The organism is Microbacterium sp. Root322 (genome assembly GCF_001425645.1).
Classification (GTDB): Bacteria; Actinomycetota; Actinomycetes; order Actinomycetales; family Microbacteriaceae; genus Microbacterium; species Microbacterium maritypicum.
In genome coordinates this window covers 841,631-854,730 of record NZ_LMCS01000002.1, presented here as the reverse complement: position 1 = coordinate 854,730, position 13,100 = coordinate 841,631, and the positions used below count along the sequence as shown (strand labels likewise).

Genomic DNA, 13,100 nt, shown 5'->3' with positions numbered 1-13,100 from the left:
CCTATTCCGCGTAGGGACGCAGGTCGACGCCGGAGGCTGCGCGATAGGCACGCGAGCCCATTCCGTGCTCCAGCACCCAGCCGTAGTCGTGCCCTGCTCCTCCCGGATACACCGCGAGGAAGGCGTAGGGCTCGTCGCCGGTGTTGACCGAGCGGTGCGCCCAGCCCGGCGGGATGTAGCCGATGGTGCCGGGGAGCATGTCGAGCCATTCGGTGCGCTCGCCGTCGAACATGAGCAGGCCGCCGCGGCCCTGCAACGCCAGGTAGATCTCGCCCTGGTGGTTCGGGTGCTGGTGCCCCTTGGTCATCCAGAGCTCGCCGCCGGTGTCGCCGGGCATGATCGTGGTGATCGACTGCGGCAGCTCGCGGTCGGCCTCGGGCACGGGGGAGCTCACGACCGTGTAGACGACGGGGTTCTCGCCGGCGGATGCTTCGGCCCAGGCCTCGGCGTCGAGGAAGAGCCCCTCGAGGTCGGACATCCGCCGGGTGAGGGTCGGCCCCTCGGGCGAGAGCGTCAGCTTCTCGGCGTCGAAGGCGATCGCCATCGGAGAGATCGGCGGGGTGTGGAACTCGGGCATCGGTGCTCCTCGTAACGGATGCTGCGGCGCTGCGCAACCTGTAATAACAGGTTCACTGTACCTGTTATGACAGGTGGCGTCCAGGGGCGCATGCCTGCTGCCGCTCCGGTCGCCGTTGATGCCGCCCGATCGTGAAGAATCCGGCAGGAAGTGCGACCGGAGCGCGGAGGGGCCGCCGGCGTCAGTGCCGGGTCACTCGGCGGTGCGCCTCGCGCGGTATGCGGCGACGGCGTTGCGGTTCGCGCACGTCGTGGAGCAGTAGCGCTTCGAGCGGTTGCGCGAGAGGTCGAGCGCGATCGACTGGCAGGTGTCGTCGTCGCACACGGAGAGGCGCGAGCCCTCGTCGGCGCGGATGACGTCGATCAAGGCCATCGCGGTCTCGATCAGAATGCGCTCGGCGAAGGGCTGCTCATCGGCGACGGCGTGGAGGTGCCAGTCCAAGCCGTCATGGCGACGCAGCGCCGGGGTGAGCCGGGATTCCGCGAGCGCGTCGTTGACGTGCGCGGCCATCTCGTCACGCGGTGCCAGCAGCATGGCGCGCAGGCGCGGACGCAGATCGCGCAGCGAGGCGACCTCGACCTCATCGCGGTCGAGGCGCCCGGTGTAGGGGAACTCGCGGAGGAAGGCGTCTTCATCGTCGAGGTCGTTCAGCGTGTCCGGCTGTTCGGCGGAGTTCGCGAGCCAGACGGCGGAAAGCAGCGCCTCCTCCGTGTCATCGGTGAAGATCATGTTGACATCTTACAGCGCGCGCGAGTAGCGTCATCGATCATGAGCAAGGTGAGAAGTGACACGGTGGTCTCCTCCGCACGAGACGTGCGTCTCGGACTGCCGCTCGCGCTCGCCGCGGCCTTCGCCTTCGGCATGTCGGGCGGGTGGGCGCGAGGGCTCATCGATGCCGGATGGACGCCTGGGGCTGCCGTGACCGCCCGCATCTGGGTGGCCGCTCTCGTGCTGCTGATCCCGACGATCCTGTCCCTCCGAGGGCGGTGGGTGCTGCTGCGGTGCAACGCCGGCATGATCCTCGCCTACGGACTGCTGGCTGTCGCCGCGACCCAGCTCTTCTACTTCCAGGCCGTGGCCGTCATGGACGTGGGTCTGGCTCTGCTCATCGAGTACACCGCCCCGGTCGCGGTGCTGCTGTGGCTGTGGCTGCGAAGGGGTGAACGGCCGACCCGCCGCAGCATCCTCGGCGCGGCCATCGCCTTCGTCGGGCTCGTGCTCATGCTCGACATCCTCACGGGGGCCGACGTGAACGTGGCCGGCATCCTGTGGGCACTCGGGGCGATGGTGGGCGCGGCGACCTACTTCGTGCTCTCGGCCAAGGTCGACACCGGGCTGCCGCCCATCGCCCTCGCCGGGAGCGGTCTGCTTCTCGGCGCGGTCGGGCTCACCGTGGCCGGTGCGATCGGCGTGCTGCCGATCGCGTGGACCACCGACGACATCGCGTACCGGTTCGGCAGCGTGCCCTGGTTCGTGCCGGTGCTGGCGATGGGGGTCGTGGCGACCGCGCTCGCCTACCTGCTCGGCATCGCCTCGACGCGGATGCTGGGTTCGCGGCTCGCCTCCTTCGTCGCACTCGCCGAGGTGGTGGCGGCCCTGCTGTTCGGCTGGCTGCTTCTCGGGCAGCTGCCCGACCTGCTGCAGGCGCTTGGCGGCGTGCTCGTGCTCGTGGGCGTCGTGGTCGTGAAGCTGGGTGAGCCCGTCGCGGCGGAATTCGTCGAGCCGATGCCCGCGGGGGCGCCGGCGCTTCCTGCGAAGAATGTATACGAGAAGCCCGCTCAGAAAGAACTCTGACCCTTCAACCTCGGTTTATGTATACACTGAGGGCATGACCCTCGCTGTGGAACGCACCTCCGCGAGTGATCGCGCGTACGCGGCTCTGCTCGATGACATCCAGTCGGGCACGCTCCCGGCCGGTTTCGTGCTCGGCGAGGTCGAACAGGCCGAGCGCCTGGGTGTGAGCCGCACCCCGATGCGTGAAGCGCTGCGTCGACTCATCGCGGATGGGCTCGTCGTGCAGCAGTCGCCGCGGGTCACCGTGGTCGCCGATCTGGATGCCGACGACATCCGCTCCCTCTTCGAGATCCGCCGCGCGCTCGAGGAGAGCTCAGCCCGCCTCGCCGCCACCAGGGGAGACGCCGCCCTGTTCGCCGCACTCGCCGACGAATTCGCGCACGTCGACCTCGACGCCGTCGAAGGCCGTGACGCCTACTACGCGCTGATCGCCCGCTTCGACGTCGCCCTCGACGCGGCCGTGGCGAACGACTACATCGCCTCGGCGCTGCGCACCGTGCGCACCCACCTCGTGCGTGTGCGCCGGATGGCTCGCGACAAGCCCGCCCGGCTCGCCGCCTCCGCCGCCGAGCACCGCACCATCGCCGAGGCGCTCGCCGCCCGCGACGGCGACCTCGCCGCCCACGCCACGCACGTGCACCTGCACAACGCGCTCACCGGCATCCTCGATTCCCTCGAATCCCGCAACAGTGAAGGATAAGAAATGACCGTCACCCACCACGTCCGTGTGCACCGCAGCGACGAGAACCTCGCCAGGGAAGACCAGCTCGCCTGGAAGATCGCCGAGGTGGCCGCCGACCAGGTCGAGGTCGAGCAGGACGTCGTCGACATGATCATCAACCGCATCATCGACAACGCTTCGGTGGCTGCGGCTTCCCTCACCCGTGCGCCCATCAACGCGGCCAGGGCCCAGGCGTTCAGCCACCCCGTCTCGACCGGCGGCGTCGGTGCGAACCTGTTCGGTGCGGCGCTCGAGCACCGCACCAGCCCCGAGTGGGCCGCCTGGGCGAACGGCGTGGCCGTGCGCGAGCTCGACTACCACGACACGTTCCTCGCCGCGGAGTACTCGCACCCCGGCGACAACATCCCGCCGATCCTCGCGGTCGCGCAGCACACCGGCAAGGACGGGCGGGCGCTCGTGCGCGGCATCGCCACCGGCTACGAGATCCAGATGGACCTGGTGCGCGCGATCTGCCTGCACAAGCACAAGATCGACCACGTCGCCCACCTCGGCCCGTCCGCCGCCGCCGGCATCGGCACCCTGCTCGGCCTCGACGTCGAGACCATCTACCAGGCCGTCGGGCAGGGCCTTCACACCACGACCGCCACGCGCCAGAGCCGCAAGGGCGAGATCTCGACCTGGAAGGCGCACGCTCCGGCCTTCGCCGGCAAGATGGCCGTCGAAGCCGTCGACCGGGCGATGCGCGGACAGACCAGCCCCGCCCCCATCTATGAAGGCGAAGACGGCGTGATCGCCTGGATGCTCGACGGCAAGGACGCGTCGTACGACGTGCCGCTGCCCGCCGCCGGTGAGCCCAAGCGCGCGATCCTCGACTCGTACACGAAGGAGCACTCGGCCGAGTACCAGGCGCAGGCGCTGATCGACCTCGCCCGCAAGCTCGGGATCGAGAACCCGGCACTGCGCGACCCGGCGAACATCGATCAGATCGTGATCCACACCAGCCACCACACCCACAACGTGATCGGCTCGGGCGCGAACGACCCGCAGAAGTACGACCCGACCGCGTCGCGAGAGACGCTCGACCACTCGGTGCCGTACATCTTCGCGGTGGCCCTGCAGGACGGCGGGTGGCACCACGTCGACTCCTACGCCCCCGAGCGCGCGGGCCGTGCCGACACGGTCGCGCTGTGGCACAAGATCACCACCGCGGAGGACGCCGAGTGGACCCGCCGCTACCACTCCGAGGACCCGGCCGAGAAGGCGTTCGGCGGTCGTGTGGAGATCCGCCTCGCCGACGGCTCGACCGTGGTCGACGAGATCGCCGTGGCCGATGCGCACCCGCTGGGGGCTCGTCCGTTCGCCCGAGAGAACTACATCGCGAAGTTCCGTCTGCTGGCGGAGCCCGTGCTCGAGCCCGCCGAGATCGAGCGGTTCCTCGCCCTCGTGCAGCGCCTGCCCGAGCTGACGGCTGCCGAGGTCGGCGAGCTCTCGATCGTCGCGAAGCCCGGCCTGCTCGAGGCTGCTCCTGCTCCTGCGGGACTGTTCTGATGCTGTACTCCACCGTCACGCCCGCCGAGAAGCGCCGACTGTTCCGCGAGCGTCTCGCGAGCGGGGAGCTGCTGCGCTTCCCCGGTGCGTTCAACCCGCTGAGCGCGCGCCTGATCGAGCAGAAGGGCTTCGACGGCGTCTACATCTCCGGCGCCGTGCTCTCGGCTGACCTGGGCCTGCCCGACATCGGCCTCACGACGCTCACCGAGGTGGCCGGACGGGCGAAGCAGATCGCCCGTATGACCGACCTCCCCGCGATCGTCGACGCCGACACCGGCTTCGGCGAGCCGATGAACGTCGCCCGCACGATCCAGGAGCTCGAAGACGCGGGCCTCGCCGGCACGCACATCGAGGATCAGGTCAATCCGAAGCGCTGCGGCCACCTCGACGGCAAGGCCGTGGTCGACGAGAACACCGCGATCAAGCGCATCCGTGCCGCAGCCGACGCTCGTCGCGACGAGAACTTCCTCATCATGGCGCGCACCGACATCCGCGCGGTCGAGGGTCTCGACGCCGCGATCGACCGTGCCAAGGCGCTGGTCGACGCCGGTGCCGACGCGGTGTTCCCCGAGGCCATGCGCACTCTCGCCGAGTTCGAGGCCATGGCCGCGGCGCTCGACGTGCCGATCCTGGCGAACATGACGGAGTTCGGCAAGAGCGAGCTGTTCTCGGTCGACCAGCTGCGTGACGCGGGTGTGAACCTGGTGATCTGGCCCGTGTCGCTGCTGCGCATCTCGATGGGGGCCGCAGGCCGCGCACTGGATACTCTGAACGAAGAGGGGCACCTGACCTCCACGCTCAGCGAGATGCAGCACCGCGCCGATCTCTACGACCTGATCGACTACGAGTCGTACAACCACTTCGACTCTGGCGTCTTCAACTTCACCATCACGAAGGAGTGACCATGACCGAGCCGGACATCAAGAAGGGCCTCGCGGGCGTCGTCGTCGACACGACCGCGATCTCGAAGGTCAACCCCGAGACGAACAGCCTGCTGTACCGCGGCTACCCCGTGCAGGAGCTGGCGGACACGCAGCCGTTCGAGGCCGTCGCCTACCTGCTGTGGAACGGCGAGCTGCCCACTCCGGAGGAGCTCGCAGCCTTCCGGCTCGAGGAGCGCAAGCACCGGGCGCTGGCCGACAACGTCAAGACCGCGATCGACCTGGTCCCGCTGGATGCGCACCCGATGGACGAGGTGCGTACCGCGGTCAGCCTGATCGGCGCCTCCGACCCCGGCGCCGGCGGCTCGGTGCTCGACGCGGGCGGCAGCCCCGAGCAGAACCTCGAGCGCAGCATCCGCCTGTTCGCCGCGCTTCCTGCGATCGTCGCCTACGGTCAGCGTCGTCGTCGCGGCCAGGAGATCATCGCTGCACGCTCCGACCTCGACTACTCCGCGAACTTCCTCTGGATGACGTTCGGCGAAGAGGCGGATGACGTCGTGGTGGATGCCTTCAACCGCTCGATGATCCTCTACGCCGAGCACTCCTTCAACGCCTCCACGTTCACCGCGCGTGTGATCACCTCGACCCTGAGCGACATCTATTCGGCGGTCGTCGGCGCGATCGGCGCGCTCAAGGGTCCGCTGCACGGTGGCGCCAACGAGGCCGTGCTGCACATCTTCGACGACATCGGCACGGCCGACAACGTCGTGCCGTGGCTCGACAAAGCACTCGCCGAGAAGCGCAAGATCATGGGCTTCGGGCACCGCGTCTACAAGAAGGGCGACTCGCGTGTGCCGACCATGAAGGCCGCGCTCGACACCCTCGTGGAGCATTACGACCGCGCCGACGTCGCCGCTCTGTACGACGCTCTCGAGTCGGAGTTCGTGGCGCGCAAGGGCATCTACCCGAACCTCGACTACCCCTCGGGCCCGGCCTACAACCTGATCGGCTTCGACACCCTGACCTTCACACCGCTGTTCGTGGCGGCGCGGGTGACGGGGTGGACCGCGCACGTGATCGAGCAGGCCGGATCGAACGCGCTGATCCGTCCGCTGTCGTACTACGACGGACCGGACGAGCGGCACGTCGCCGTCTGAGCGTCGCGGTCAGCGGGTGAGCCAGCTCCGCAGGGACCGGGTCACGAACGGCAGCACCCAGTACGCCATGATCGGCGTGAGCACGAGGGTGGTGGTCAGTACCCGCGCCCAGATCGGCAGTTCGTTCCACCCCGGCACGGGGCTCATCGCGTAGGTGAACGCGAGGTTCACGGGGAAGAAGCCCAACCAGATCGAGGTCGCCTGCTTCCACCGCGGGGGAGCGGGGGCGACGGTGACCGTCTCGGTCGTGCCGTCGGCGGACGGCAGCGTGATCGTGCCGGTGGTCGGCTCGTCGAACCAGCCCTCGATCCCGGTGCGGCGCTTGGAGCGCTCGCTGCGCACGAAGCCCTGGCCCATCGACAGCCACCAGGCCCGCTCTGCCGACTGCTCCCAGGCGGTGAGCGAGTCCTCGCTCGCGAACCGGTAGAGCATGTGCCACACCTGCGAGTCCTCGCCGGCGCGCACCCAGCCGGAGCCGAGGAAGCCCGGGTACTTCGTCGCGAGGTTCACCCCCGTCTGCACCCAGGCGGTCGCCTCGACGATGCGCTCGGGGTCGACTTCGCGGCGAATGGACACGGTGAGGGGTTCGGACATGGTGGGGTCCTCGGGGGAACGGGCGCCCGGGGTCGGGGCGTCGAAGCGGATGCGCCAAGGGTGGCGGCGCACCGTCGATTCTAATTCGGATGCGGCGTGCTCCCGGCCGCTCCCGCCTCCACGAGGAGGACCCCCGCCGACCCGATTCGGCGGGGGTCTCGCGGCGTGGAGCCGCGACGGGAGCGAGAGCGCTCACCGTGTGCGCGGTAGACGTGACACCCGATCCGGTCTGAGTCTCTGTCCGCGCACCTGCAGTTGTACCCGGGCGAGATGACGCGGCGGTGAACACGGCGGGAACAACCGCGATCGACGCAGACGCGGCCGTGCGCGCGGAATACAAGGATGTCCTAGTAAATGTCCGGCCCTCCGAGTAAACTCCCCAATGTGCCAACGACGGCACGGAGGGATGTCACACAATGACTCGTACTATCCCGCACTTCGTGGGCGGATCGCTTCTCACTCCCGACTCCGGTCGGTTCGCCGACGTGTTCGATCCGAGCACCGGTGCCGTGCAGGCGCGCGTGCCGCTCGCCTCGGCCGACGAGGTGCGCCGCGCGATCGCGAACGCAGAAGAGGCGCAGGTCGCGTGGGCCGCGACCAACCCGCAGAAGCGCGCTCGCGTGCTGTTGCGGTTCCTCGACCTGGTGCAGCGGGAGATGACGTCACTGGCCGAGCTGCTCGCGAGCGAGCACGGCAAGACGGTCGACGATGCGAAGGGCGACATCCAGCGCGGCCTCGAGGTCATCGAGTTCGCAGCCGGCGCTCCGCACCTGCTCAAGGGCGAGTACTCCACCGGCGCGGGAACGGGCATCGACGTCTACTCGATGCGGCAGCCGCTCGGGGTCGTCGCCGCGATCACCCCGTTCAACTTCCCCGCCATGATCCCGCTGTGGAAGGCCGGCCCCGCGCTCGCCGCCGGCAACGCGGTGGTGCTCAAGCCCAGTGAGCGCGACCCCTCGGTGCCGGTGCGCATCGCCGAGCTCTTCCTCGAAGCGGGTCTCCCCGCAGGTGTCCTCAACGTCGTGCACGGCGACAAGGAGGCGGTCGACACGCTGCTCACCGACGAGCGCATCCGCGCCGTGGGCTTCGTCGGATCGACCCCGATCGCCGAGTACATCTATGCGACGGCCGCGGCGAACGGCAAGCGCGCGCAGTGCTTCGGCGGCGCGAAGAACCACATGATCGTGATGCCCGACGCCGACCTCGATCAGGCCGTCGACGCGCTGATCGGCTCGGGGTACGGTTCGGCGGGCGAGCGCTGCATGGCCATCTCGGTCGCTGTCCCGGTGGGACAGGAGACGGCCGACGCGCTGGCCGCCAAGCTCACCGAACGCGTCGCCCAGCTGCGGGTCGGCCCCTCTCTCGCGGCCGACGTCGACTACGGCCCGCTGGTCACACGGGCGGCCGTCGAGCGGGTCGAGGGCTACATCCAGCAGGGCATCGACGAGGGGGCGACACTCCTCGCCGACGGTCGCGGCTTCACCGTGGAAGGGCACGAGGAGGGCTTCTACCTCGGACCGACCCTGTTCGACCACGTCACCACCGACATGGCGATCTACCGCGAGGAGATCTTCGGCCCCGTGCTGGTCATCGCCCGCGCCGCCGACTACGAGGAGGCGCTGCGGATGGCCTCGGAGCACGAGTACGGCAACGGCGTCGCCATCTTCACGCGCGACGGCGACGCGGCCCGCGACTTCGCCGCCCGCGTCGAGGTGGGGATGGTCGGTGTGAACGTGCCGATCCCGGTCCCGATCGCGTACTACACGTTCGGCGGCTGGAAGCGCAGCGGATTCGGTGACCTCAATCAGCACGGAACCGACGCCTTCCGGTTCTACACGAAGACCAAGACGGTGACGAGCCGCTGGCCCGCAGCAGGCATCCGCGATGGTGCCAGCTTCGTCATCCCGACCATGCACTAGCCCCGGAAACCTCCACAAGGAAACCACGATGACCATGACCACCGTCACCACCACCGCCGAGGAGCGCGAGGCGATCATCGGCGCCGTCCGCGAGTTCGCCGAGACCGAACTCGCACCCTACGCCGCCGAGCGCGACGAGAAGCACCTGTTCCCGCGGGAGTCGCTCAACCGTGCCGGCGAGCTCGGGCTCGGCGGCATCTACGTCGACGAGGAGTTCGGCGGCAGCGGCCTCAGCCGTCTCGACACCGTCGCGATCTTCGAGGAGCTCGCGAAGGGCGACCCCGCGGTCGCGGCCTACATCTCCATCCACAACATGGTCGTCTGGATGATCGACACCTACGGCGACGACGCCCAGCGCGCGCACTGGCTGCCGATGCTGACGGCCATGTCGGAGTTCGGCGGCTACTGCCTCACCGAGCCGGGTGCAGGATCGGATGCCGCGAACATCGCGACCAGCGCCGTCCGCGACGGCGACGACTACGTTCTCACCGGAGTGAAGCAGTTCATCTCCGGAGCGGGCGAGGCTGCCGTCTACGTCGTCATGGCGCGCACGGGGGAGCCGGGCGCGCGCGGCATCAGCGCCTTCCTCGTCCCCGGCGACTCCGAGGCGTTGAGCTTCGGCGCCCCGGAGAAGAAGATGGGCTGGCACGCGCAGCCCACCCGCCAGGTGATCCTCGACGGTGTGCGGGTTCCCGCCTCCTCCATGCTCGGCGACGAGGGTCGCGGGTTCGCGATCGCGATGTCCGCGCTCAACGGCGGACGCCTCAACATCGCCGCCTGCTCGCTCGGGGGCGCCCAGTGGGCACTCGATCAGGCCGTGAAGTACGTGCACGAGCGGATGGCGTTCGGTGAGCCGCTCGCCGAGAAGCAGTCCATCCTGTTCGCGATCGCCGACATGCGCACCGATCTGCACGCGGCGCGACTCATGGTGCGCGACGGCGCGCAGGCGGTCGACGAGCACGCACCCGACGCGACGATGCGCTGCGCCATGGCGAAGCGCTTCGCGACCGACGCCGGCTTCGACGTCGCCAACCGGGCTCTGCAGCTGCACGGCGGCTACGGCTACCTGCAGGATTACGGGATCGAGAAGGTCGTCCGCGACCTGCGCGTGCACCAGATCCTGGAAGGGACGAACGAGATCATGCGACTGATCGTCGGACGTGAGATGCTGCGACCGGCGGGTTCCGCCTCCCTCCAGCGCAGCGGCGGAGAGCAGATGCGGAGCGGATCATGACGGCGCCGTCCTCCCCGGTGGTCGTCGCGTTCCTCGGCCTCGGGCACATGGGACTGCCGATGGCGAAGAACCTCCTCGCCGCGGGACACGAGGTTCACGGCTTCGATCTGGTTCCCGCGGCCATCGAGGCGGCGCGGACGGCCGGCATCCCGGTGGCGGCGAGCGGCGCGGATGCCGTGGCCGACGCGGATGTCGTCATCACCATGTTCCCCGCCGGAAAGCACGTGATCGAGGCCTATCGCACCGAACTGCTCGCGGCCGCCCGCCCCGGCACGCTCTTCATCGAGTCATCGACCATCGCCGTCGATGAGGCGCGGGCCGCGCACGCTCTCGCGCTCGCCGCCGGGCATCGCAACGTCGACGCTCCGGTGTCGGGAGGCGTGGTCGGCGCGGAGAACGGCACCCTCGCCTTCATGGTCGGCGGGTCGGACGACGACTTCGCAGCCGCCCTCCCGCTGCTCGAGGTCATGGGAAAGCGCATCGTGCACTGCGGGGGTCCCGGCCTCGGCCAGGCGGCGAAGGTCTGCAACAACATGGTGCTCGCGGTCTCGCAGATCGCGGTGGCCGAGGCGTTCGTGCTGGGGGAGCGGCTCGGGCTCGAGCATCAGGCGCTGTTCGACGTCGTCTCGCAGGCCTCGGGCCAGTGCTGGTCGATCACGACCAACTGCCCCGTGCCCGGCCCTGTGCCCACGAGTCCTGCCAACCGCGACTATCAGCCGGGTTTCGCGGGGGCGTTGATGGCGAAGGATCTCGGCCTCGCGCTGCAGGCGATCGAGCAGACGTCGACGGATGCCAGGATGGGCCGTCTCGCGCAGGAGATCTATGCCGCGTTCGCGGCCGGCGACGGCGCGGGGCGCGATTTCTCCGGGATCATCACCGACATCCGCGACGACCGCGTGTGATGATCGGTATTTCGACGGAGAGGGTGACATGACCGAGTACGAGACGATCCTGGTCGAGCAGCGCGGACGAGTCGGGTGGATCACCCTGAACCGTCCGGAGGCGCTGAACGCGTTGAACAGCCGGCTCGCGGAAGAGGTCACCGCCGCGGCCGTGGCCTTCGACGCGGACGAGGGCGTCGGCGCGATCGTGGTGACCGGATCCGAGAAGGCCTTCGCCGCCGGCGCCGACATCAAGGAGATGGAGGGCATGTCCGCGGCGCAGATGCTCGAGACCGATCATTTCGGGGTCTGGCACGAGTTCGCCGCGGTGCGCACGCCCGTGATCGCCGCGGTCTCCGGCTTCGCCCTCGGCGGCGGATGCGAGCTGGCGATGATGTGCGACATCATCCTGGCCGCCGACAACGCGAAGTTCGGACAGCCCGAGATCAACCTCGGCGTCATCCCCGGCATGGGCGGAACCCAGCGACTGATCCGCGCGGTCGGCTACTACAAGGCGGCGGAGCTGGTGCTCTCCGGCCGATTCATGGGAGCGGAGGAGGCCGAGCGCTCCGGCCTCGTCTCCCGCGTCGTCGCGGCATCCGACCTCCTCGCCGAGGCGACGAAGCTGGCTGACACGATCGCGTCGAAGTCGCTGCCGTCGGTCTATGCCGCGAAGGCCGCGCTGGATGCGGCCATGGAGACGCCCCTGGCCGAGGGACTCGCGCACGAGAAGCAGGCCTTCGCCGCCCTGTTCGACACCGCGGATCAGAAGGAGGGCATGTCGGCCTTCCGCCAGAAGCGGTCGCCCGACTTCCAGAACCGCTAGCGCGTCGTGAACAACTCCTCGGAACAGAGTGCGCCTCGCCGGAAGCGGCTCTCAGCGCCGTGCCCGACGAGAATTCCTGCGGAGTCGTGCACCACCTCAGCCACGGAGCGCGTCGACGATCTTCGCGATCCGGCGCTCGCGCGTCGCTTCCTGCTTGGCCTCGGCCACGCTGCGCGCGTGCTCCTTGCGCACGGTGTACGACAGGGCGTCGAAGGCCGCGCGCACAGCAGGGTCGGCATCGAGGGCCGCGGCGAGTCCCGGCGGTACCTCGACCGTGCGCTCGGCCGAATCCACCCGGATCACGGCGTCGACCTCCTGGCCGATCTCGAGCCCCAGGTCGGCACGCACGGCTTTGCTGAAGCCGATCATGTTCTCGCTGCCCATCCGCGCCAGGCGCAGGCGGGCGGTGCGTCCGCCGATGGTGACCGCAACGGGGAAGGCCTTGCCGGCGCCGAGGGAGGCGACCTGCTCATCCGTGAGGAGGATCGCCGCAGCGGGGCCACGGCCGGTGAGGACGGTGTGCAGGCGCAGTTCGCTCATGCCGAAAGAGTACGCCCGGGGCCCTCGAGTTCGGCGGTGAGAATCGCGTTGCGCTCCGTGATGAGGCGGCGCATGTACTCCCGCATGAACAGCGCGTCGACGAGCCGGCCGAGCGGGCCGAACGGCGAGCGGAAGGTCACCGTGTCGTGCATGAGCGTGCCGGACGGGTGCTCCTCGAACCGGTGCTCGTGCAGGAACGCGGCGAACGGGCCCGAGATCTGCCGGTCCGAGAATCCGTTCGGGGGATCGATGTCGAACACGATCGAGCGCAGCCGGAACCGGACGCCGAAGTGGCGTGCCCGCCAGGTCGCGGTCGTGCCCTCGGTGAAGACGCCGCCGGCCGGTGCCTCGATCATCGTCTCGCCGAATCGGGCCATACTCTTCACGTGCAGTGCAGGGTCGAGCGACGCGGCGAACACCTCGGCGGGGGCCGCACCGATGACCGTCTCGAGTGCGAACCGGGCCAT

At 69.3% G+C, this 13,100-nt stretch carries 14 protein-coding genes; 9 read left to right on the top strand and 5 right to left on the bottom strand.

Annotated features, from left to right (window positions below):
- Position 1: 1 nt before the first annotated feature.
- Together ASC55_RS08995 and ASC55_RS08990 are read right to left on the bottom strand one after the other, a co-directional pair.
- Positions 2-577, bottom strand: a complete 576-nt coding sequence (locus ASC55_RS08995; RefSeq protein ID WP_017829485.1) for a glucose-6-phosphate isomerase family protein — start codon at positions 575-577, stop codon at positions 2-4.
- Between the two features lie 192 nt (positions 578-769).
- Complete coding sequence (locus ASC55_RS08990; RefSeq protein ID WP_055874586.1) at positions 770-1,306, bottom strand: CGNR zinc finger domain-containing protein; 537 nt, start codon at positions 1,304-1,306, stop codon at positions 770-772.
- Positions 1,307-1,345: 39 nt separating this feature from the next.
- On the opposite strand from ASC55_RS08990, the gene ASC55_RS08985 reads away from it, so the two are divergent.
- From ASC55_RS08985 to ASC55_RS08965, 5 genes are read left to right on the top strand one after another with little or no spacing between them, the layout of a single operon-like run.
- Complete coding sequence (locus ASC55_RS08985; protein ID WP_055874582.1) at positions 1,346-2,371, top strand: EamA family transporter; 1,026 nt, start codon at positions 1,346-1,348, stop codon at positions 2,369-2,371.
- A 34-nt stretch (positions 2,372-2,405) separates the two neighbouring features.
- The gene (locus tag ASC55_RS08980) at positions 2,406-3,071 is read left to right on the top strand and encodes a GntR family transcriptional regulator (RefSeq protein ID WP_055866094.1); all 666 of its coding nucleotides are present in this window, start codon (positions 2,406-2,408) and stop codon (positions 3,069-3,071) included.
- 3 nt (positions 3,072-3,074) lie between these two features.
- Positions 3,075-4,601: an MmgE/PrpD family protein gene (locus tag ASC55_RS08975; RefSeq protein ID WP_055874580.1), complete on the top strand. Its 1,527-nt coding sequence runs from the start codon at positions 3,075-3,077 to the stop codon at positions 4,599-4,601.
- Positions 4,601-5,503, top strand: coding sequence for a methylisocitrate lyase (prpB, locus tag ASC55_RS08970; RefSeq protein WP_055874577.1), 903 nt, complete (start codon positions 4,601-4,603; stop codon positions 5,501-5,503). The genes ASC55_RS08975 and prpB overlap by 1 nt, the downstream gene beginning before the upstream one ends.
- A 2-nt stretch (positions 5,504-5,505) precedes the next feature.
- Positions 5,506-6,639, top strand: a complete 1,134-nt coding sequence (locus tag ASC55_RS08965) for a bifunctional 2-methylcitrate synthase/citrate synthase (protein ID WP_055874573.1) — start codon at positions 5,506-5,508, stop codon at positions 6,637-6,639.
- 9 nt (positions 6,640-6,648) lie between these two features.
- On the opposite strand, the gene ASC55_RS08960 is transcribed toward ASC55_RS08965, so the two are convergent.
- Complete coding sequence (locus ASC55_RS08960) at positions 6,649-7,233, bottom strand: antibiotic biosynthesis monooxygenase (RefSeq protein WP_055874571.1); 585 nt, start codon at positions 7,231-7,233, stop codon at positions 6,649-6,651.
- 416 nt (positions 7,234-7,649) lie between these two features.
- On the opposite strand from ASC55_RS08960, the gene ASC55_RS08955 reads away from it, so the two are divergent.
- Genes ASC55_RS08955 through ASC55_RS08940 form a run of 4 tightly spaced genes read left to right on the top strand, consistent with a single transcriptional unit; the run spans position 7,650 to position 12,093 of the window.
- A complete protein-coding gene (locus ASC55_RS08955; protein ID WP_055874566.1) occupies positions 7,650-9,152 on the top strand; it encodes a CoA-acylating methylmalonate-semialdehyde dehydrogenase in 1,503 nt (500 codons plus the stop codon).
- 28 nt (positions 9,153-9,180) lie between these two features.
- Positions 9,181-10,386 (top strand): acyl-CoA dehydrogenase family protein, encoded by a 1,206-nt coding sequence (locus tag ASC55_RS08950; protein ID WP_055874563.1) that lies wholly within the window; start codon positions 9,181-9,183, stop codon positions 10,384-10,386.
- Positions 10,383-11,288 carry a 3-hydroxyisobutyrate dehydrogenase gene (gene mmsB / locus ASC55_RS08945; protein WP_017829475.1) on the top strand — a complete coding sequence of 302 codons (906 nt, stop codon included), beginning with the start codon at positions 10,383-10,385 and terminating at the stop codon, positions 11,286-11,288. The genes ASC55_RS08950 and mmsB overlap by 4 nt, the downstream gene beginning before the upstream one ends.
- A 28-nt stretch (positions 11,289-11,316) precedes the next feature.
- Positions 11,317-12,093 carry an enoyl-CoA hydratase-related protein gene (locus ASC55_RS08940; RefSeq protein ID WP_055874561.1) on the top strand — a complete coding sequence of 259 codons (777 nt, stop codon included), beginning with the start codon at positions 11,317-11,319 and terminating at the stop codon, positions 12,091-12,093.
- A gap of 96 nt (positions 12,094-12,189) precedes the next feature.
- Here the strand turns inward: ASC55_RS08940 and ASC55_RS08935 are convergent, their stop codons facing one another.
- The gene (locus tag ASC55_RS08935; protein WP_055874558.1) at positions 12,190-12,633 is read right to left on the bottom strand and encodes a YdeI/OmpD-associated family protein; all 444 of its coding nucleotides are present in this window, start codon (positions 12,631-12,633) and stop codon (positions 12,190-12,192) included.
- A complete protein-coding gene (locus tag ASC55_RS08930; protein WP_055874557.1) occupies positions 12,630-13,100 on the bottom strand; it encodes an SRPBCC family protein in 471 nt (156 codons plus the stop codon). Before ASC55_RS08930 ends, ASC55_RS08935 begins: the two co-directional genes overlap by 4 nt.